Source organism: Thalassovita aquimarina, from assembly GCF_018219815.1.
Lineage (GTDB): Bacteria > Pseudomonadota > Alphaproteobacteria > Rhodobacterales > Rhodobacteraceae > Thalassobius > Thalassobius aquimarinus.
The window spans coordinates 42,125-60,457 of record NZ_JADMKU010000005.1; the positions used below are offsets into that span (position 1 = coordinate 42,125).

Genomic DNA, 18,333 nt, shown 5'->3' on the forward strand with positions numbered 1-18,333 from the left:
GACCTCCGTTCCATTTGGTTCTCTGGGCGCTAATGTGCCTTATTTGGCCAGTTCGGCAATAGCTGCGGCCTTGGCGAGGGTCTTTTTCGCGGTTTCGACATGCAGGTTTTCGACGATCTTGCCGTCGACCACCGCAACGCCCTGCCCTGCCGCTTCGACCTCTTCCAGCGCTGCGATCTGGCGCTTGGCAAGGTCAATCTCGGCCTCGGACGGCGCGAAGGCGGCGTTGGTCACCTCGACCTGCGCCGGGTGGATCAGCGTCTTGCCGTCGAAACCCAGGTCACGGCCCTGATCGCATTCTACCTTCAGCCCCTCGTCATCCTTGAACTGGTTGTAGACACCGTCGATCGCCACCACGCCATGCGCCCGCGCCGCCATCAGGATCGTCTGCAGCGCCATCTGCATCGGCAAACGGTCGGCGCGGAACCGGCAGTTCAGTTCCTTGGCCAGATCGTTGGTGCCCGCGACGAAACCCGCCAGTTGCGGATGGGCGGCGATTTCCAGCGCGTTCATGATCCCCAACGGGGTTTCCATCATCGCCCAGATCGGTTTGCCGTTGCCCAGCAGATCGGCCAGCGCCTGCACATCGGCGGCACTGTCCACCTTGGGTAGCAGGAAAGCGTCGGCATCGGCGTCGCGCAGCGCTTCGACATCGCCCTTGCCCCATTCGGTATCAAGCCCGTTGATCCGGATGATCTTGGCCCGGCTGCCGTAACCGCCCTGATCCAGCGCCGCCTTCAGCGTGGCGCGCGCTTCGACCTTGGCGTCGGGGGTCACCGCGTCTTCGAGATCGAAGATGATCGCATCCACCGGCAAGCCCCGCGCCTTGTCCAGCGCCCGGTCCTTGGACCCGGGAATATAAAGAACCGAACGATACGGGCGGGCGGTCATGTCCATTTTCATCTCCTCGCAACAATCTTGCGCGGAATTGGGCATTTTTTACCAAAAACTTCAAGCAGATTTTTGCCGCATCGCAGAAATACGTAACGGCGCTGCGGCGCGGGACGTCACGTTAACCACGTCTTCAGCGCCGGACCGGCAGGCTTTGCGCACCGGATCAGGCCAAATTGAAAGGGGATGACGATGACAACCAAGGTCTTCACGCTCGCCTTCGCCGCGCTGGTGCTGGCGGGCGCGGCGCAAGCGCAAACCGCCAACCGCTGCGCGCCCCGCGATCAGGTGATCGCGCAATTGGCGGACCGCTACGGCGAAACCCGGCAATCCATCGGACTGGGATCGAACAACCGGGTGATCGAGATTTTCGCCTCGACCGACACCGGCACCTGGACCATCCTCGCCACCCTGCCGACCGGCTTGAGCTGCCTGCTGGCCAGCGGTCAGGCCTATCAGAAACGGGCCGAGGCGCGGTCCGCCCAGGGCACTCGAATCTGAGGGCGCAACGCGCGCACCGACTTGGCCTCAGAAGATCGGCCCGTTCACGTCACCCCATCCCAGATCAGTTTCGCCCCGGTCAGGATCAGCAACACGTAGGTCAGGCTGAAAAACGCACGCTCCGGGATGCGATAATGCAGCCGCACCCCGATCCACGCGCCAAGCAGCGCGAAGGGCGCCAGCACAAGATCGGCCATGAAGGTCTGCACCGAAAAGATTCCCAGCAGGAAATAGGGCACGAACTTGGCCAGGTTGACCGCCCAGAAGGTCAGAACGGTGGTCGCCTGATAGGGCGTTTTGCCCAGGCCCCGCGACAGCAGGTAAACCGCCGCCGGTGGCCCGCCCGCATGGCTGATGAAGCTGGTGAAACCCGCCACCGCCCCGGCGATCGTCCCGCCCCAGACCGGCATCGCCCGCTTGGGCGCGCCGATCAGTTTCAGCCTCAGCGCCAGTTGCCACGCCACGAAAGCCACCGCGATGCCGCCGATCAGGATACGGAACACGTCAGCGTCCACAGATTGATACAGCCATCCGCCCGCAACGATCCCCGGCACCGATCCGACGATCAGCACGCGGGCCTCGGGCCAGCTCCACTTTTTCCAGTAGGGACGCAGGGTCGACACGTCGATCAGCATCAACAGCGGCAGCATGATGCCGATGGCCTGTCCCGGTTCCATCACGACGGCCAGAATCGCCGCCGAGGCGAACGCCGCCCCCGACCCGAAACCGCCCTTGGAAATACCGGCGAACACCACGGCAGCGGCAGCAATCGCCAAAGTGGCCAAGTCCAACTGCATTTCCCAAATCCCCGCTGTTCGCGCTATCGCTCCTGATTTATCTGCAAAAATCGTCATATGACAGTCACAAAAATCCCGTCGCCGCATCGTAGCGCCCTTGCGTGAATGATCGTAAGGGTCTACCCCATGCGCGATTTCTCAACGGACCGGAGATAAATTCCATGGCCAGACCCAAGATTGCCCTCATCGGCGCAGGACAGATCGGTGGCACCCTTGCCCACCTCGCAGCCCTGAAAGAACTCGGTGACGTCGTTCTGTTCGACATCGCCGAAGGCACCCCCGAAGGCAAAGCGCTCGATATCGCCGAGTCGGGCCCCTCGGAAGGGTTTGACGCCTCGCTGAAGGGCACTCAGGATTACGCCGACATCGCGGGCGCAGACGTCTGCATCGTGACTGCCGGCGTGCCTCGCAAGCCCGGCATGAGCCGCGACGACCTGCTGGGCATCAACCTGAAAGTGATGAAGTCGGTCGGCGAAGGCATCGCCGCCAACGCTCCCGACGCGTTCGTGATCTGCATCACCAACCCGCTCGACGCGATGGTGTGGGCACTGCAGCAGTTCTCGGGCCTGCCCGCGAACAAGGTCTGCGGCATGGCTGGCGTGCTGGATTCGGCCCGCTTCCGCCACTTCCTGGCCGAGGAATTCAAGGTGTCGATGAAAGACGTCACCGCCTTCGTTCTGGGCGGCCACGGCGACACCATGGTTCCCTCGGTACGCTATTCGACCGTCGCCGGCATCCCGCTGCCCGACCTGGTCGAAATGGGCTGGACCACCCAGGACAAGCTGGACGCCATCGTGCAGCGCACCCGTGACGGCGGCGCCGAAATCGTCGGCCTGCTGAAAACCGGTTCGGCCTTCTATGCGCCCGCCACCGCAGCGATCGAAATGGCCGAAGCGTACCTGAAGGACCAGAAGCGCGTCCTGCCCTGCGCCGCCTATTGCGACGGTGAAATCGGCGTCAAGGACATGTATGTCGGCGTGCCGACCGTGATCGGTGCCGGCGGCATCGAAAAGGTCGTCGACATCAAGCTGAACAAGGAAGAACAGGTCATGTTCGACAAGTCGGTCGACGCCGTGAAAGGCCTGGTCGCCGCTTGTAAGGAAATCGATCCGTCGCTGGCATAAGCGTCAGATCATCAGCAAGACATTTCGAAAGGGTCCGGTTCGCCGGTCCCTTTTGTCGTTTGCGGCCTTCAGTTCAGGGTTTCACCAACGCCAGATGGGTCACCCTCTGCATTTCGGCCAGATAGTCCGCTTCCGGCCAGCCGTTTTCCAACACGCAATGGGCCCATCCGTCCATGTTCAGCAGCGTGAAATAGAGATCCGTCGCCCGCGCCTCGGATAGATGATCCAGCAAGACGCCATCGGATTTGAGCGCACGGACCGCCGCCGCGCAGCCTTCCTTCATCGCGCGAATGCGATCCTCCCAGGCCGACTTGGCCTCTTCATCGCTGCCCCCCATTCGCATCAACGACTGTTTCAGCGGGTAGATCGCAGGGAAGAATTCCAGCATGGCCCGGGTGTAGGCCGTGAGGCGGCTGCGTCCGTCCGGTGCGGCACGGCTGGGGGCCAGCCGGTCGTCGATATCCAACTGGTCGCCGAAATGCAGAATCGCAGCGATCAGCATTTCGGACCGATTGGAGAAATGGGCATAGACCGTTTGCCGGGTGACCCCTGCCGCCTTGGCCACATCGATCATCCGCAAGGGCGACCCCTCGGGGGCCAGTAACAAAGAAAGGACCGTATCCAGAAGGAGATGGCGGGTTTTTTCTCGTTTATTTGACATGATGTAAGATTTTAACTTGACACAGTGTAAGATTTTAAGTCGTCTAAACAGAAATCTTACACCGTGTCAAAGAAAGTTCTTGCCATGACAAAATTCATAAAGCCCTTCCTCTTTCTGTCCGCGGCCGTCCTGATGCTGGTTGGCCTAATGCTCAGCTTCGCGCCGGATATGATGTATTCCAGTTCGGGGCATTCCCTGCCCGATATGACCCTTCTGCGTTCCGATCTGCGCTCGGGCGGGATGGTCCTGCTGGTGTCCGGCCTATTTGTGCTCTGGTCCGCGCTGCGCGGCCGCCACATCGAACTTGCGCTTTTGCTGTCCGCCCTGGCCTATTTGGGTTACGGGCTGGGCCGCTTTGTCAGCATCGGTTTTGACGGGGCGCCGGACGCGACGCTCGCCACAGTCACCGCCATTGAATGGGCGTTGGGGCTGGCCGCGCTCGCCCTCTTGTGGCGGGGAAAAAGCACGGGGGCCGGCACGCCTATGGCGACAAACCAAGCCCGCATTTAAAAGCAACACAGGCGGGCCTCATCCGGATGATGAGGCCCGACTTTTTCACGCGAACCGTCAGCGCAATCCGCTACCCCTCTTTGTAAAACGCGACCCGCAGGCGCGGGCAACCATCATCGATAAACGTGAATGGGCCGCGTTTCTTGCTTCAGCGGCAAAAAACTTAACCTGATAATCTTCGTTTTTTGAATAAATTTGGCGCTCCGCGAATCACTGCAAACACTATCTGCGCGTTTGTGATCACGCTTTTTGCGCGTGTGATCACAAATTGCAGAAATCTTCATCAAAACCCGTCCGCGCCTAAAAAAACGATTAAACATCGCGTTGGCCTGTGTCAGACCGAACCCAATCGTAGCAAGACGGGACAGTTTCATGAACATTCATGAGTATCAGGCGAAAGCACTGCTTCGCGAATACGGCGCCCCGGTATCGGAAGGACGTGTCGTCCTGAAGGCCGAAGACGCAAAAACCGCCGCCGGTGAACTCGACGGCCCGCTTTGGGTGGTCAAGGCACAGATCCACGCAGGCGGCCGCGGCAAGGGGTCCTTCAAGGAAGCCGACGCCGGCGAAAAGGGCGGCGTGCGCCTGGCCAAGTCGGTGGAAGAAGCCGCCGAGGAAGCCAAGAAGATGCTGGGCCGCACCCTCGTCACGCATCAGACCGGCCCGGCGGGCAAGCAGGTCAACCGGATCTACATCGAAGACGGGTCCGGCATCGAACGCGAACTGTACCTGGCGCTGCTGGTCGATCGCGTTACCAGCCGGATTTCCTTCGTCTGCTCGACCGAGGGCGGCATGGACATCGAGGAAGTCGCGGCTTCGACCCCCGAAAAGATCCTCAGCTTCTCGGTCGACCCGGCCACCGGCTACATGCCGTTCCACGGCCGCCGCATCGCCTTCTCGCTGGGTCTGGCCGGCGCGCAGGTCAAGCAATGCGTCAAGCTGATGGGTCAGCTCTACCAGGCCTTCGTCGAGAAGGACATGGAAATGCTGGAAATCAACCCGCTGATCGTGACCGACGAAGGCAACCTCAAGGTGCTGGACGCCAAGCTGGGTTTTGACGGCAACGCGGTTTACCGCCACGCCGACATCGCCGCACTGCGCGACGAAACCGAGGAAGATCCGAAGGAACTGCAGGCGTCGAAATACGACCTGAACTACATCGCTCTGGACGGTGAGATCGGCTGCATGGTGAACGGTGCGGGCCTGGCGATGGCCACCATGGACATCATCAAGCTCTACGGCGCGGAACCGGCCAACTTCCTCGACGTGGGCGGCGGCGCCACCAAGGAAAAGGTCACCGAGGCGTTCAAGATCATCACCTCGGACCCGAACGTCAAAGGCATCCTGGTCAACATCTTCGGCGGCATCATGCGCTGCGACGTCATCGCCGAAGGCGTGGTCGCCGCGGTGAAGGAAGTCGGCCTGCAGGTCCCGCTGGTCGTCCGTCTGGAAGGCACCAACGTGGAAGCCGGCAAGGAAATCATCAACACCTCTGGTCTGAACGTGATCGCCGCTGACAACCTCAGCGACGGCGCCGAGAAGATCGTGAAAGCGGTGAAGGGGTGAAGGTATGAACCGGCAGGTTCTGATGGTGGCATCGGTGTTGGCCGCGGCGCAAAGCGCCGGGGCTGATACCTATACAACGTCGGCCTGCCCGGGTTATCTCGATCCTATATGCCGATCCTGTGCTGAGGAGATCACCAGGACAGTTCTGGAGAAAGGTGAAAACGTCACCCAGGTCACTCTGGGCGATCCGAGTTTCGTCGGTCTCAAAGCCGTCTTAAGTGAAACAGTCGAGGATCGGAGAGTCATCTTTCCGAATGCAAGTGCAACCACTGAAAGAGGTAATGTCGCTGCCCATGCGGAATGCTCGGTCGACGCATCTCAGGCACATCACTTGACCTACATGCGCGTTTGGTTCCGGCACACCCCGGGCGCATCCGTTCACCCGAAACTGACGGATGATGAACGTGAATACTTCAAGAAGGTGACATTTGGGTCGGAAACGCCCGTGATCTCCACCTTCATCGGAAAACCATTGCCCAGTATGGGCTTAAAATAGGGAGAACGCCAAAATGGCAGTCCTCGTAGACGAAAACACCAAGGTGATCTGTCAGGGCCTGACCGGCTCGCAAGGCACCTTCCACACCGAACAGGCGATCGCTTACGGCACCAAGATGGTCGGCGGCGTGACCCCCGGCAAGGGCGGCCAGGAACACCTGGGCCTGCCGGTCTTCAACTCGGTGCACGAAGCCAAGGCCAAGACCGAAGCCAACGCATCCGTCATCTATGTTCCCCCGCCCTTCGCGGCCGACTCGATCCTCGAAGCGATCGACGCGGAAATGGAACTGATCGTCTGCATCACCGAAGGCATCCCGGTGCTGGACATGATGAAGGTGAAGCGCGCGCTGGAAGACAGCAAATCGCGCCTGATCGGGCCGAACTGCCCCGGCGTCATCACCCCCGGCGCTTGCAAGATCGGCATCATGCCCGGCCACATCCACAAGCGCGGGTCGGTCGGCGTCGTGTCGCGTTCCGGCACCCTGACCTATGAGGCGGTCAAGCAGACCTCCGACATCGGCCTGGGCCAGTCCTCGGCGGTGGGTATCGGCGGCGATCCGATCAAGGGCACCGAACATATCGACGTGCTGGACATGTTCCTGGACGACGACGAAACCCAGTCGATCATCATGATCGGTGAAATCGGCGGTTCGGCAGAAGAAGAAGCGGCCGAGTTCCTGAAGGAACAGAAGAAGAAGGGCCGCTGGAAGCCTTGCGCGGGCTTCATCGCCGGGCGCACCGCACCTCCGGGCCGCCGCATGGGCCACGCAGGCGCCATCGTCGCCGGCGGCAAGGGCGGTGCGGAAGACAAGATCGAGGCGATGAAATCCGCCGGTATCGTTGTCGCCGACAGCCCCGCCACCCTAGGCGAAGCCGTGCAGAAGGCGATTGAGATCGGCTGAGGCCGGTGAGACGGCCCGGTCCTTCGGGTCCGGGCCATCCGAGGGGCGCGGGGCGGCCCCGGATCCTTTGGACAGCCGCCCAGAAACATAAGGACGACCGCAATGCGCGAGACAGCCATCACAGCCAGACACGCGGAGGCCACCTCATGACGCTGGTCTCGCACGCGCATGGGTTCGTCTATCTCAAGACGGGCAAGACCGCCGGGACCTCGGCCGAGGTGGCGCTGGAACCACTCTGCATGCCTGCGGGCCATGTGCCCAGCCATACCACCGACATGCTGACGTCAGAGCAGGGGATTGTGGGCGCCCGCGGCGCCCTTGCCACCGGCACACGGCCGACCTGGTACAACCACATGACCGCCGCCGAAGTGCGCGACCTCTTAGGCGCGGCCTGGGACCGCTATGCGCGGGTGGCTTGCATCCGTAATCCCTTCGATAAGATGCTGTCGGCCTTCTTCTTCTTCCAGCGCGACGCCCGTCAGGCCCCGAAGGCCGAGCAGATCGCGCGGTTCCGCGACTTTGCCGGGCGGACCTGCGCCAACCCCGACCAGGCCGCGCAACGCGACTACCGCATCTGCCATATCGGCGACGACCTGGTGCTGACGGACGTACTGCGCTTCGAGCACCTGGCCGAGGACCTGGCCCGCTTCGCGGCCTGCATCAAGGCTCCAGCCCCGCAGGACATTCCCCGGCTTAAAACCCAGCACCGCGACGATGACAGCCGTTCCCTGGCCGAGTGGTACGACGATGCCACCGCCGCCGCGGTGCGCCGTGCTTTCGCCTGGATGTTCACCCTTGGCGGTTACGCGCTGGACCCGGAAGACACGACCCGCACAGGAGGGGCGATATGACCCGCGACACGGACAGAACCCGCGTAAATACACCCCGCCCCATGCCCCGCGCGAAATGCGGGCAGTGCGTCAGCGCGCCCGCAATCAAATATCCGTCGGGCAGTGCGGCCCCTTAAGGCTGATACACCGGATCACAATCGACAACGCCCAAAATGCATACGGTCCCAACCCACAATAGGTGAACCCATGACCGAACAATCACCCAACGATATCTTCCACGCCTCCAGCTTCATGCAGGGGCAGAACGCGGAATACCTCGAACAGCTTTACGCCCGCTACGCCAGCGATCCCAACGCGGTGGACGAGGCGTGGCAGGAATTCTTCCGCCAGCTGGGCGACGCGGAAATGGACGTGAAGGCCGAAGCGCAGGGCCCGTCCTGGGCGCGCGCCGACTGGCCGCCGACCCCCAATGACGATCTGACCGCCGCGCTGGACGGGCAATGGCCCGCCGCCCCGGTCAAGGAAGCCAAGGACGCAGGCCAGAAGATCGCCGCCAAGGCCGCCGAAAAGGGACTCGAGATTTCCGACGAGCAGGTCAAGCGCGCGGTGCTGGATTCGATCCGGGCACTGATGCTGATCCGCGCCTACCGGATCCGCGGCCACCTGGTGGCCGACCTGGACCCGCTGGGCATGCAGGACCAGACCCCGCATCCCGAACTCGACCCAGCCTCCTACGGTTTCACCGATGCCGACATGGACCGGCCGATCTTCATCGATAACGTGCTGGGCCTGCAGATCGCATCGCTGCGCCAGATCATGGATATCGTGAAACGCACCTATTGCGGCACTTTCGCGCTGCAATACATGCACATCTCGGATCCCGAACAGGCCGGTTGGCTGAAGGAACGGATCGAAGGCTTCGACAAGGAAATCACCTTCACCCGCGAAGGCCGCAAGGCGATCCTGAACAAGCTGGTCGAGGCGGAAGGTTTCGAGAAGTTCCTGCATGTGAAATACATGGGCACCAAGCGGTTCGGCCTCGACGGCGGCGAAGCGCTGATCCCGGCGATGGAACAGATCATCAAGCGCGGCGGCAACCTCGGCGCCAAGGAAATCGTCATCGGCATGCCGCACCGCGGCCGCCTGTCGGTTCTGGCGAACGTGCTGGAAAAACCCTATCGCGCCATTTTCAACGAATTCCAGGGCGGCAGCTTCAAGCCCGAGGACGTGGACGGATCGGGCGACGTGAAATACCACCTCGGCGCCTCGTCGGACCGTGAATTCGACAACAACAAGGTGCACCTGTCGCTGACCGCCAACCCCTCGCACCTCGAAGCGGTGAACCCGGTGGTTCTGGGCAAGGCCCGCGCCAAGACCGATCAGAACAACGACCCCGAACGCCACACGGTGATCCCTGTGCTGCTGCACGGCGATGCGGCCTTTGCCGGCCAGGGCGTCGTGGCGGAATGTTTCGGCCTGTCGGGCCTGCGCGGCCACAAGACCGGCGGCACCATCCATATCGTGGTGAACAACCAGATCGGGTTCACCACCGCGCCGCATTTCTCGCGCTCCTCGCCCTACCCGACCGATATCGCGCTGATGGTGGAAGCGCCGATCTTCCACGTCAACGGCGACGACCCCGAAGCGGTGGTGCACGCCGCCAAGGTGGCGACCGAATTCCGCCAAAAATTCCACAAGGACGTGGTCATCGACATCTTCTGTTATCGCCGCTTCGGCCATAACGAGGGCGATGAACCGATGTTCACCAACCCGCTGATGTACAACCAGATCAAGCGGCACAAGACCACGCTGCAGCTTTATACCGAGCGTCTGGTCAAGGACGGGCTGATCCCGGAAGGTGAAATCGAGGACATGAAGGCCGCGTTCCAGTCGCACCTGAACGAAGAGTTCGAGGCCGGCAAGGAATACAAGCCGAACAAGGCCGACTGGCTCGATGGCCGCTGGTCGCACCTGGACAAGCAGGAACGCGACAAATACCAGCGCGGCCAGACCGCGATTTCCGAGGAAACCATGAAACAGGTCGGCGAGGCGCTGACCCGCGCTCCCGATGGTTTCCCGCTGCATAAAACCGTCGGCCGTCTTCTCGACACCAAGAAGAAGATGTTCGAAACCGGCACCGGTTTTGACTGGGCGACCGGCGAGGCGCTGGCCTTCGGGTCGCTGCTCACCGAAGGCTATCCGGTCCGCCTGGCGGGCCAGGATTCGACCCGCGGCACCTTCTCACAGCGCCATTCGGGCCTGGTGAACCAGGAAACCGAGGAACGTTACTACCCGCTCAACCACATCCGCGAAGGGCAGGCCCGCTACGAGGTCATCGACTCGATGCTGTCGGAATACGCGGTGCTGGGCTTCGAATACGGCTATTCGCTGGCCGAACCCAACGCGCTGACCATGTGGGAAGCGCAGTTCGGCGATTTCGCCAACGGCGCGCAGATCATGTTCGACCAGTTCATCAGCTCCGGCGAAGCCAAGTGGCTGCGCATGTCCGGCCTGGTCTGCCTGCTGCCGCACGGTTTCGAAGGCCAGGGGCCGGAACACAGCTCGGCCCGCCTGGAACGGTTCCTGACCATGTGCGGCGGTGACAACTGGATCGTGGCCAACTGCAGCACGCCGGCGAACTACTTCCACATCCTGCGCCGCCAGTTGCACCGGACCTATCGCAAACCGCTGATCCTGATGACGCCGAAATCGTTGCTGCGTCACAAGATGTGCATTTCCGACGCCGAGGATTTCCTGACCGGATCGTCGTTCCACCGGGTGCTGTGGGATGACGCCGAAAAGGGCCATTCGGATCTGAAACTGGTGGCAGACGACAAGATCAAACGCGTCGTGCTGTGTTCGGGCAAGGTCTATTACGACCTGTTGGAAGAACGCGACGCGCGCGGTCTGGATGACGTTTACCTGATGCGGGTCGAACAGTTCTATCCGTTCCCGGCCATGACCATGGTGAAGGAACTGGACCGTTTCAAGAACGCCGAAATGGTCTGGTGTCAGGAAGAACCGAAAAACCAGGGGGCCTGGTCCTTCATCGAACCCAATATCGAATGGGTTCTGACCCGGATCGGCGCCAAGCATACCCGCCCGACCTATGCCGGCCGGCCCGCCTCGGCCTCGCCCGCAACCGGTCTGGCAAGCCAGCACAAAGCCCAACAACAACAGCTCGTCAACGACGCGCTGACCATCGAAGGAAAATAACCGATGACGACCGAAGTACGTGTCCCCACCCTCGGCGAATCCGTTACCGAAGCGACGGTTGCCACCTGGTTCAAGAAACCGGGCGATGCTGTTGCCGCCGACGAAATGCTGTGTGAACTGGAAACCGACAAGGTGACCGTCGAAGTCCCCAGCCCCGCCGCCGGCACCCTGGCCGAAATCGTCGCCGCCGAAGGGGCCACCGTGGGCGTTGACGCCCTGCTGGCAAACATCACCGAAGGCGCCGCCGCCCCGGCCCCCGCACCTGCGGCGAAGGCCGAGGCTGCCCCCGCCGCCGCCGCCGCCAAACCGGTCGACGTGATGGTGCCATCGCTTGGTGAATCGGTGACCGAAGCGACCGTTTCGACCTGGTTCAAGAAGGTCGGCGACACCGTTGCGCAGGACGAAATGCTGTGCGAGCTGGAAACCGACAAGGTATCGGTCGAAGTTCCCAGCCCCGCCGCCGGCGTCCTGGCCGAAATCGTGGCCGGTGAAGGCACCACCGTCGACGCATCCGCCAAGCTGGCGGTGATCTCCTCCGGCGCCAGCGCGGCTGTCGCAGCCGCCCCCGCCGCAGAAGCCGCGCCCGCCGCGGCCCCGGCCGCAGGCAAGGACGTCGAGGACGCGCCCTCGGCCAAGAAGGCGATGGCAGAAGCGGGCATCGCGCGCGACGCCGTGACCGGCACCGGCAAGGACGGTCGGGTGATGAAGCAGGACGTGGCCAAGGCCGTCGCCGCCGCGGCGGCTGCCCCCGCCGCCACCGCGCCCGCGGCCCCGGCCGCGATGCCGCGCGGCCCGGTCAGCGCCGATGACGCCGCGCGCGAGGAACGGGTCAAGATGACCCGCCTGCGCCAGACCATCGCCCGCCGCCTGAAGGACGCGCAGAACACCGCCGCGATCCTGACCACCTATAACGAGGTGGACATGACCGAATGCATGGCGCTGCGAAAGGAATACAAGGACCTGTTCGAGAAGAAGCACGGCGTCCGCCTGGGCTTCATGTCCTTCTTCACCAAGGCCTGCTGCCACGCGCTGAAGGAGGTTCCCGAGGTCAACGCCGAAATCGACGGCACCGACATCGTCTACAAGAACTTCGTCCACATGGGCATCGCCGCGGGCACCCCGCAGGGGCTTGTCGTTCCGGTGATCCGCGACGCCGACCAGATGTCCTTTGCCGAGATCGAGAAGGCGATCGCCGAGAAGGGCAAGCGCGCCCGCGACGGCAAGCTTTCCATGGCCGAAATGCAGGGCGGCACCTTCACCATCTCCAACGGCGGCGTCTACGGGTCGCTGATGTCCTCGCCGATCCTGAACCCGCCGCAGTCGGGTATCCTCGGCATGCACAAGATCCAGGACCGCCCGATGGTCATCAACGGCGAAATCAAGATCCGCCCGATGATGTACCTGGCGCTTTCCTACGATCACCGCATCGTCGACGGCAAGGGCGCAGTGACCTTCCTCGTGCGCGTCAAGGAAGCGCTGGAAGACCCGCGCCGCCTGCTGATGGATCTGTAAGCCGTTGCCGGACTGAAGCCCAGGCTACGGAAAACGCGGGTGGGCGGGCTTCGGCCCGCCTTGCTCCGATGTGAATGAGGAAATCAGGTTCAACCATGCGGAAAGGTCGAAACCGAGCAATCCTTTGGGCGACAACCTTGATCATTTCTCAGGTTGCTTTCCTCACGTATAGCGTATTGACTTTAAAGGCAGAGCAGCCGGTTCTGCCTGCATTGATGATAATGTTCCCATTGCTTGCACCAATCGCAATCACTGGCCTTTTCTTATCGCGAATCGCGTACGTTCCAGAACGCGCCCATACCCTTGGCAAGATCATATATTCATTCGGATTTGGGGTTCTGGGGTATAACATTCTGTTGCATTTTCTCTCGGACGGCCAAACCTTTGGATCAGGCCTGCTGCTGGATCCATCAACGGTGCTTGCTGTACTTTTTCTTGTAATTCATTGGATCGTCTGCCGTGGGTTGCCGGATGGATCCGCCAGAAGGGCAGGTTGAGATGTCTCCTGAAAAAACCGCCCTCGTCTCCTGCATGCGCAACGAAGGTCTCTTCGTGCTGGAATGGATCGCCTATCACAAGGGGCTGGGCTTCGACGCGATCCTGATCGTCAGCAACGACAACACCGACGGCTCTGACGCGCTGCTCGACCGCTTGGCCGCTCTCGGTCAGATCACCCATATCCGCCAGACCGTGCCCGCAGGCGCCAGCCCGCAGGATCACGGCATGGACCTGGCGCTGGCATGGCTGCGCGCGCAAAGCTTCACCTGGTGCCTGCATATCGACAGCGACGAATTCCTGCGGATCGATCTGGGCCGCGGCACCATCGACGACCTGCTCGGACAACTCGGCCGCGCCGACGTGATCCCGATCTGCTGGCGCACCTTCGGCGACAGCGGCCTGACCGACTGGACCCCCGGCGATTCCGTTCTGCAACGCTTCACTCGTTCCGAACCCGCTCCCGAACCGGGGGTGACGAAATCCAAATGCCTGTTCCGCGTTGCCAGCTTCGCGCGCGCCACCGATCACAACCCGCTCGATCCGCTGGTCGAGGACCCGGTTGTCCTCACCCCGGACGCAGAACCGCTGTCGAACCGGAGCCTGCAGCAAAAGAAATCTTCCCGCTTCCGTCCGCATGACGTGGCCTGCCGCGCGCGCAACGCCCGGATCAACCACTACGCGGTAAAGTCACAGGACCTGTTCCTGATGAAGAACGACCGTGGCGATGGTCAGGGCAAACGGGGCGACACCAAATACCACATAGGGTCCAACTGGCACCGCCGCGCCAACCGTAACGATGTCGAAGACCGCGCCATCCTGCGCCACTGGCCCGACACCGAACGCCGGCTCAAGGCGCTGCGCGGCGACCCGCAAACCGCCGCGGCCGAACGCGCCTGCCAGGACTGGTTCAGTGATCGCCGCGCCGCGCTCCTGACCCCCGGGCAGCGCCGCGCCTGGACCAGGAAGGCCTCATGACTTCTTCTTTTCGAAAATATCCTCGGGGGGAGGCCCGCCAGGGCCGTGGGGGGCAGACAGCCCCCCGTCCCGCCCGTACAACTGAAACACCGATCTCAAGACCTGACGGAGACACCCAATGGCACAATATGACGTAATCGTAATCGGCGCCGGTCCCGGCGGCTACGTGGCCGCGATCCGCTGCGCCCAGCTGGGCTTGAAAACCGCCTGTGTCGAAGGCCGCGGCACCCTCGGCGGCACCTGCCTGAACGTGGGCTGCATCCCGTCCAAGGCGCTGCTGCACGCGTCGCACCAGTTGCACGAGGCGGAACACAATTTCGAAAAGATGGGGCTGAAGGGCGCCGCGCCCAAGGTCGACTGGAAACAGATGCTGGCCTACAAGGACGACGTGGTCGCGGGCAACACCAAGGGCATCGAATTCCTGTTCAAGAAGAACAAGGTCGACTGGATCAAGGGCTGGGCCTCGATCCCTGCCGCCGGCAAGGTGCAGGTCGGCGACGAAACCCACGAGGCCAAGAACATCATCGTCGCCACCGGGTCCGAAGCCTCCTCGATCCCGGGCGTGGAAATCGACGAAAAGGTCGTTGTCAGCTCCACCGGCGCACTGGAACTGCCGAAGGTGCCGAAGAAACTGGTGGTGATCGGCGCCGGTGTGATCGGGCTGGAACTGGGATCGGTCTATGCCCGGCTCGGCTCCGAGGTCACCGTGGTCGAATTCCTCGACCAGATCACCCCGGGCATGGACGCCGAGGTGCAGAAAACCTTCCAGCGCATGCTGAAGAAGCAGGGGCTGAAATTCGTCATGGGGGCCGCCGTTCAGAAGGTCGACGCGACCAAGACCAAGGCCAAGGTCAGCTACAAGCTGCGCAAGGACGATAGCGAGGCCACGCTCGACGCCGACGTGGTGCTGGTCGCCACCGGCCGCAAGCCGTTCACCGACGGCCTCGGGCTCGACGCGCTCGGCGTTGAAACCTCGCCGCGCGGTCAGATCCAGACCGATGGCCACTGGCGCACCAACGTTCCCGGCATCTACGCCATCGGCGATGCCATCGACGGTCCGATGCTGGCCCACAAGGCCGAGGACGAAGGCATGGCCTGCGCCGAGGTCATCGCCGGCAAGGCGGGCCACGTGAATTACGACGTTATCCCCGGCGTGATCTATACCGCGCCCGAAGTCGCCAGCGTCGGCAAGACCGAACAGCAACTGAAGGAAGAAGGCCGCGCCTACAAGATCGGCAAGTTCCCCTTCATGGGCAACGCCCGCGCCAAGGCCGTGTTCCAGGGCGAAGGGTTCGTGAAACTGCTGGCGGATGCCGAAACCGACCGCGTGCTGGGATGCCACATCATCGGCCCGTCGGCGGGCGACCTGATCCACGAGATTTGCGTGGCGATGGAATTCGGCGCCTCGGCCGAGGACGTGGCGCTGACCTGCCATGCCCACCCGACCTTCTCGGAAGCGGTGCGCGAAGCGGCGCTGGCCTGCGGCGACGGCGCGATCCACGTCTGATCGTTTCGCAGTTGAGATCACCAAGGCCACCCTCCCGGGTGGCCTTTTTCGTTTTGCGCCTGCCAAAACCGCACCCGCAAAGCGCTACAGAGGGCAGCCCCCGACCGCGGGTGGGAGCCCCAACGTCATTGCTTGCCACTTTATCGCACCGCCACTTCCTTCGTTTCAGTATCGCGCGAACATCACCGAAGCGCCTGCCCTTATGGGCAGTCGGGCGCTGCCCGGCGGCGCCGGGCGCCGCTGTTTCGAGCTCGGGGCTGTCCGAATGGCAGTGCAGGCTCGGGTGAACGATCGGAGATTTCACTCTTGCAGCGCATCGGAATTTTCCCATTCTACCAGAAAAGGAATTTTTCATGCCGCATATTCTGCTGAAGTCGAACCGCAATTACCGGCTGATCTTCTCGGCCAGCGCCGTGTCCAACCTCGGCGACGGGGTATCCAGCGTCGCCCTGCCCTGGCTTGCCACGCTGCTGACCCGCGACCCGCTGCTGATCGCAACGGTCGCGACGGCGCAGCGTCTGCCCTGGTTCCTGTTCGCCCTGCCCGCCGGTGTCTGGACCGACCGTGCCGATCGCAGGCAATTGATGCTGCGCGCGGATATTGTCCGGCTGGCACTGACGCTTTGTATCGTCGGCATGGTTCTGTCCACCACCGCCCTGCCGCTGCCCGAAGACAGCGGTCCGGGGATGATCCTGACGCTCGCGGCACTGTCATTCCTGCTCGGCTCCGCCGAAGTGATCCGCGACAACGCCGCCCAGACCGTTCTGCCCAGCGTCGTTGCCCACGACGATCTGGAACGGGCCAATGGTCAGATGTGGAGCGCCGAACAAGTGGCCAGCCAATTCATCGGCCCGCCGCTTGCCGGGGTGCTGATTGCCGCCGGGATCGCGCTGCCCTTCGGGCTCGACGCGGCCACCTTCGCGCTATCGGCGGGATTGATCTGGCTGGTCGCCTTGCCGCCGTCGCGGCCCCGTACCGGGCTGCGGTTCTGGCCGGCGCTTCTGGAAGGGCTGGGCTGGATGCGCCGGAATCGGGACATCCTGCGGCTGGCGCTGATGCTGGCCGCGATCAACGCGGTCTTCATCGGCGCGATGACCATTCTGGTGCTTTACGCGCAGGAGGTTCTGGGGCTTTCTGCGGCGGGGTATGGCCTGCTGCTGACCTGCGGCGCGGCGGGCGGGGTGCTGGGCGGCTTGACCGCTCCGATGATCATCCGGCGGATCGGTATCCGGGCCAGCCTGCTGTTGGCGTTGTTTGCCTTCATGCTGCTGCAACTTCTCCTGGGCCTGTTCAGTTCGGTCGCCGTGACCGGGATCGCCCTGTTCCTCGAGGCAGCGGGCGGCATGTTGTGGAACGTGGTCACCGTCAGCTACCGCCAACGGCGCATTCCGGGCGAGCTTCTGGGCCGTGTCAATTCGGTCTACCGTTTCTTCGGCTGGGGGGCAATGCCCCTGGGCGCGCTTGGCGCCGGAGCGCTGGAACCGGGACTGGGACGGATCGCGGCGCTGCACGCGCCTTACCTCGTTGCGGCGGCGATCTGTTTCCTGTTGTTGTTTTACGGTAGCTTGAAACTGCGTTTCGACTGAGCCGGAAAGGGCATCGGGGGGCTGGATTTTCACCATTGCGCCCCCGACGCCTGCCCCGTCATTCGGGGAAGCCGATGAAGCGCGCCATTTCCGAAACCGGGCGGCGCCGTGATACCACCGCGTTGGCCGGGAATTCCTCGTCCGGCCAGCCGAGGGCTACGCAGGTCATGATCACCTGATCGTCGGGGATCTGCGCCACCTCGCGGACCACGGGCGATTGCATGATGCCCTGCCCGTTGATCACCGTTCCCAGCCCCCGGTCCCACGCCGCCAGCACCAGACCGAAGGTAACCGCGCCCAGATCGAAATGGGCGATGGTGCCGTGCATCTGCGCCGACTTGTCGAAGGTCACCACGATCGACACCGGCGCGTCGAACTGGCGGAACCCGCGCATCACCCAGTCCTGCCGCATCTCCTTGTCTTCGCGGGCGATCCCCATCGCGGCAAAGAGCTGCTTGGCGATTTCCACCTGCCGTTCCCGGTGGACGCCTTCATAGGTGCCGTGATCGGGAATTTCCCGCTGTGGCGGTACCCCGGCCAGCATCTTTTCCGAATTGCCCTGCCGCACGCGTTCCAGCGGTTCGCCGGTCAGCACATGAAAGTGCCACGGCTGCGTGTTCATCGACGACGGCGCGCGGCTGGCCAGCGCGATGATTTCCTCCAGAAGCTCACGCGGCACCGGATCGGGTTTGTACCCGCGAATGCTGCGCCGCCCCTTCATGGCCTGTTCCAGTTCCATCCTGTCCTCCCTGTCGCCTTCTGCGCGGGCGAGGGTTGGACAATCGCGGGGCCGGGTCAACG

At 62.9% G+C, this 18,333-nt stretch carries 18 protein-coding genes; 14 read left to right on the forward strand and 4 right to left on the reverse strand.

Features of this window, described 5'->3' with window-relative positions; translation table 11 throughout:
* Window positions 1-39 precede the first annotated feature (39 nt).
* The gene (locus tag IT775_RS07260; protein ID WP_212700424.1) at window positions 40-897 is read right to left on the reverse strand and encodes an HpcH/HpaI aldolase/citrate lyase family protein; all 858 of its coding nucleotides are present in this window, start codon (window positions 895-897) and stop codon (window positions 40-42) included.
* Here IT775_RS07260 and IT775_RS07265 point away from each other — a divergent pair.
* Both IT775_RS07265 and IT775_RS07270 read left to right on the forward strand, forming a co-directional pair.
* Window positions 890-1,081, forward strand: a complete 192-nt coding sequence (locus IT775_RS07265) for a hypothetical protein (RefSeq protein WP_212700425.1) — start codon at window positions 890-892, stop codon at window positions 1,079-1,081. The two genes, IT775_RS07260 and IT775_RS07265, sit on opposite strands and share 8 nt — an antisense overlap.
* Window positions 1,078-1,392: a hypothetical protein gene (locus IT775_RS07270; protein ID WP_343231116.1), complete on the forward strand. Its 315-nt coding sequence runs from the start codon at window positions 1,078-1,080 to the stop codon at window positions 1,390-1,392. Before IT775_RS07265 ends, IT775_RS07270 begins: the two co-directional genes overlap by 4 nt.
* Window positions 1,393-1,436: 44 nt before the next feature.
* Here IT775_RS07270 and IT775_RS07275 read toward each other — a convergent pair whose 3' ends face one another.
* Complete coding sequence (locus IT775_RS07275) at window positions 1,437-2,189, reverse strand: sulfite exporter TauE/SafE family protein (RefSeq protein ID WP_212700426.1); 753 nt, start codon at window positions 2,187-2,189, stop codon at window positions 1,437-1,439.
* Between the two features lie 161 nt (window positions 2,190-2,350).
* Here IT775_RS07275 and mdh point away from each other — a divergent pair, with 161 nt between their 5' ends.
* Window positions 2,351-3,313, forward strand: a complete 963-nt coding sequence (gene mdh / locus IT775_RS07280) for a malate dehydrogenase (protein WP_212700427.1) — start codon at window positions 2,351-2,353, stop codon at window positions 3,311-3,313.
* A gap of 73 nt (window positions 3,314-3,386) precedes the next feature.
* On the opposite strand, the gene IT775_RS07285 is transcribed toward mdh, so the two are convergent.
* Entirely contained in the window at window positions 3,387-3,887 is a 501-nt protein-coding gene (locus tag IT775_RS07285) for a TetR/AcrR family transcriptional regulator (RefSeq protein WP_281414347.1), read from the reverse strand.
* Between the two features lie 171 nt (window positions 3,888-4,058).
* Here IT775_RS07285 and IT775_RS07290 point away from each other — a divergent pair, with 171 nt between their 5' ends.
* The 11 genes from IT775_RS07290 to IT775_RS07340 all read left to right on the forward strand — a co-directional run bounded on the left by IT775_RS07290 (window position 4,059) and on the right by IT775_RS07340 (window position 17,532).
* On the forward strand, window positions 4,059-4,484 hold the full coding sequence (locus IT775_RS07290) for a DUF4345 domain-containing protein (protein WP_212700429.1): 426 nt from the start codon (window positions 4,059-4,061) through the stop codon (window positions 4,482-4,484).
* Window positions 4,485-4,856: 372 nt separating this feature from the next.
* Complete coding sequence (gene sucC, locus IT775_RS07295; RefSeq protein WP_212700430.1) at window positions 4,857-6,050, forward strand: ADP-forming succinate--CoA ligase subunit beta; 1,194 nt, start codon at window positions 4,857-4,859, stop codon at window positions 6,048-6,050.
* Window positions 6,051-6,054: 4 nt separating this feature from the next.
* Window positions 6,055-6,546 carry a hypothetical protein gene (locus IT775_RS07300; protein ID WP_212700431.1) on the forward strand — a complete coding sequence of 164 codons (492 nt, stop codon included), beginning with the start codon at window positions 6,055-6,057 and terminating at the stop codon, window positions 6,544-6,546.
* A 13-nt stretch (window positions 6,547-6,559) separates the two neighbouring features.
* On the forward strand, window positions 6,560-7,447 hold the full coding sequence (gene sucD / locus IT775_RS07305) for a succinate--CoA ligase subunit alpha (RefSeq protein WP_212700432.1): 888 nt from the start codon (window positions 6,560-6,562) through the stop codon (window positions 7,445-7,447).
* A 146-nt stretch (window positions 7,448-7,593) separates the two neighbouring features.
* On the forward strand, window positions 7,594-8,298 hold the full coding sequence (locus IT775_RS07310) for a sulfotransferase family 2 domain-containing protein (RefSeq protein ID WP_212700433.1): 705 nt from the start codon (window positions 7,594-7,596) through the stop codon (window positions 8,296-8,298).
* Window positions 8,299-8,484: 186 nt separating this feature from the next.
* On the forward strand, window positions 8,485-11,454 hold the full coding sequence (locus tag IT775_RS07315) for a 2-oxoglutarate dehydrogenase E1 component (RefSeq protein ID WP_212700434.1): 2,970 nt from the start codon (window positions 8,485-8,487) through the stop codon (window positions 11,452-11,454).
* Between the two features lie 3 nt (window positions 11,455-11,457).
* Window positions 11,458-12,966 (forward strand): 2-oxoglutarate dehydrogenase complex dihydrolipoyllysine-residue succinyltransferase, encoded by a 1,509-nt coding sequence (gene odhB / locus IT775_RS07320; protein ID WP_212700435.1) that lies wholly within the window; start codon window positions 11,458-11,460, stop codon window positions 12,964-12,966.
* A gap of 137 nt (window positions 12,967-13,103) precedes the next feature.
* Complete coding sequence (locus IT775_RS07325; protein ID WP_212700436.1) at window positions 13,104-13,463, forward strand: hypothetical protein; 360 nt, start codon at window positions 13,104-13,106, stop codon at window positions 13,461-13,463.
* A 1-nt stretch (window position 13,464) separates the two neighbouring features.
* Window positions 13,465-14,439, forward strand: a complete 975-nt coding sequence (locus IT775_RS07330) for a glycosyltransferase family 2 protein (protein ID WP_212700437.1) — start codon at window positions 13,465-13,467, stop codon at window positions 14,437-14,439.
* A 118-nt stretch (window positions 14,440-14,557) separates the two neighbouring features.
* Entirely contained in the window at window positions 14,558-15,946 is a 1,389-nt protein-coding gene (gene lpdA / locus IT775_RS07335; RefSeq protein ID WP_212700438.1) for a dihydrolipoyl dehydrogenase, read from the forward strand.
* 353 nt (window positions 15,947-16,299) lie between these two features.
* Window positions 16,300-17,532 carry an MFS transporter gene (locus IT775_RS07340; protein WP_212700439.1) on the forward strand — a complete coding sequence of 411 codons (1,233 nt, stop codon included), beginning with the start codon at window positions 16,300-16,302 and terminating at the stop codon, window positions 17,530-17,532.
* A gap of 58 nt (window positions 17,533-17,590) precedes the next feature.
* On the opposite strand, the gene IT775_RS07345 is transcribed toward IT775_RS07340, so the two are convergent.
* Complete coding sequence (locus tag IT775_RS07345) at window positions 17,591-18,271, reverse strand: nitroreductase (protein ID WP_212700440.1); 681 nt, start codon at window positions 18,269-18,271, stop codon at window positions 17,591-17,593.
* Window positions 18,272-18,333 lie beyond the last annotated feature (62 nt).

Excerpts from the sequence above, each read along its gene's own strand:
- IT775_RS07265 (WP_212700425.1), top strand. The coding sequence starts at position 890 with ATGTCCATTTTCATCTCCTCGCAACAATCTTGCGCGGAATTGGGCATT.
- IT775_RS07260 (WP_212700424.1), bottom strand. The coding sequence starts at position 897 with ATGGACATGACCGCCCGCCCGTATCGTTCGGTTCTTTATATTCCCGGG.
- IT775_RS07270 (WP_343231116.1), top strand. The coding sequence starts at position 1,078 with ATGACGATGACAACCAAGGTCTTCACGCTCGCCTTCGCCGCGCTGGTG.
- IT775_RS07275 (WP_212700426.1), bottom strand. The coding sequence starts at position 2,189 with ATGCAGTTGGACTTGGCCACTTTGGCGATTGCTGCCGCTGCCGTGGTG.
- mdh (WP_212700427.1), top strand. The coding sequence starts at position 2,351 with ATGGCCAGACCCAAGATTGCCCTCATCGGCGCAGGACAGATCGGTGGC.
- IT775_RS07285 (WP_281414347.1), bottom strand. The coding sequence starts at position 3,887 with ATGATCGATGTGGCCAAGGCGGCAGGGGTCACCCGGCAAACGGTCTAT.
- IT775_RS07290 (WP_212700429.1), top strand. The coding sequence starts at position 4,059 with ATGACAAAATTCATAAAGCCCTTCCTCTTTCTGTCCGCGGCCGTCCTG.
- sucC (WP_212700430.1), top strand. The coding sequence starts at position 4,857 with ATGAACATTCATGAGTATCAGGCGAAAGCACTGCTTCGCGAATACGGC.
- IT775_RS07300 (WP_212700431.1), top strand. The coding sequence starts at position 6,055 with ATGAACCGGCAGGTTCTGATGGTGGCATCGGTGTTGGCCGCGGCGCAA.
- sucD (WP_212700432.1), top strand. The coding sequence starts at position 6,560 with ATGGCAGTCCTCGTAGACGAAAACACCAAGGTGATCTGTCAGGGCCTG.
- IT775_RS07310 (WP_212700433.1), top strand. The coding sequence starts at position 7,594 with ATGACGCTGGTCTCGCACGCGCATGGGTTCGTCTATCTCAAGACGGGC.
- IT775_RS07315 (WP_212700434.1), top strand. The coding sequence starts at position 8,485 with ATGACCGAACAATCACCCAACGATATCTTCCACGCCTCCAGCTTCATG.
- odhB (WP_212700435.1), top strand. The coding sequence starts at position 11,458 with ATGACGACCGAAGTACGTGTCCCCACCCTCGGCGAATCCGTTACCGAA.
- IT775_RS07330 (WP_212700437.1), top strand. The coding sequence starts at position 13,465 with ATGTCTCCTGAAAAAACCGCCCTCGTCTCCTGCATGCGCAACGAAGGT.
- lpdA (WP_212700438.1), top strand. The coding sequence starts at position 14,558 with ATGGCACAATATGACGTAATCGTAATCGGCGCCGGTCCCGGCGGCTAC.
- IT775_RS07340 (WP_212700439.1), top strand. The coding sequence starts at position 16,300 with ATGCCGCATATTCTGCTGAAGTCGAACCGCAATTACCGGCTGATCTTC.
- IT775_RS07345 (WP_212700440.1), bottom strand. The coding sequence starts at position 18,271 with ATGGAACTGGAACAGGCCATGAAGGGGCGGCGCAGCATTCGCGGGTAC.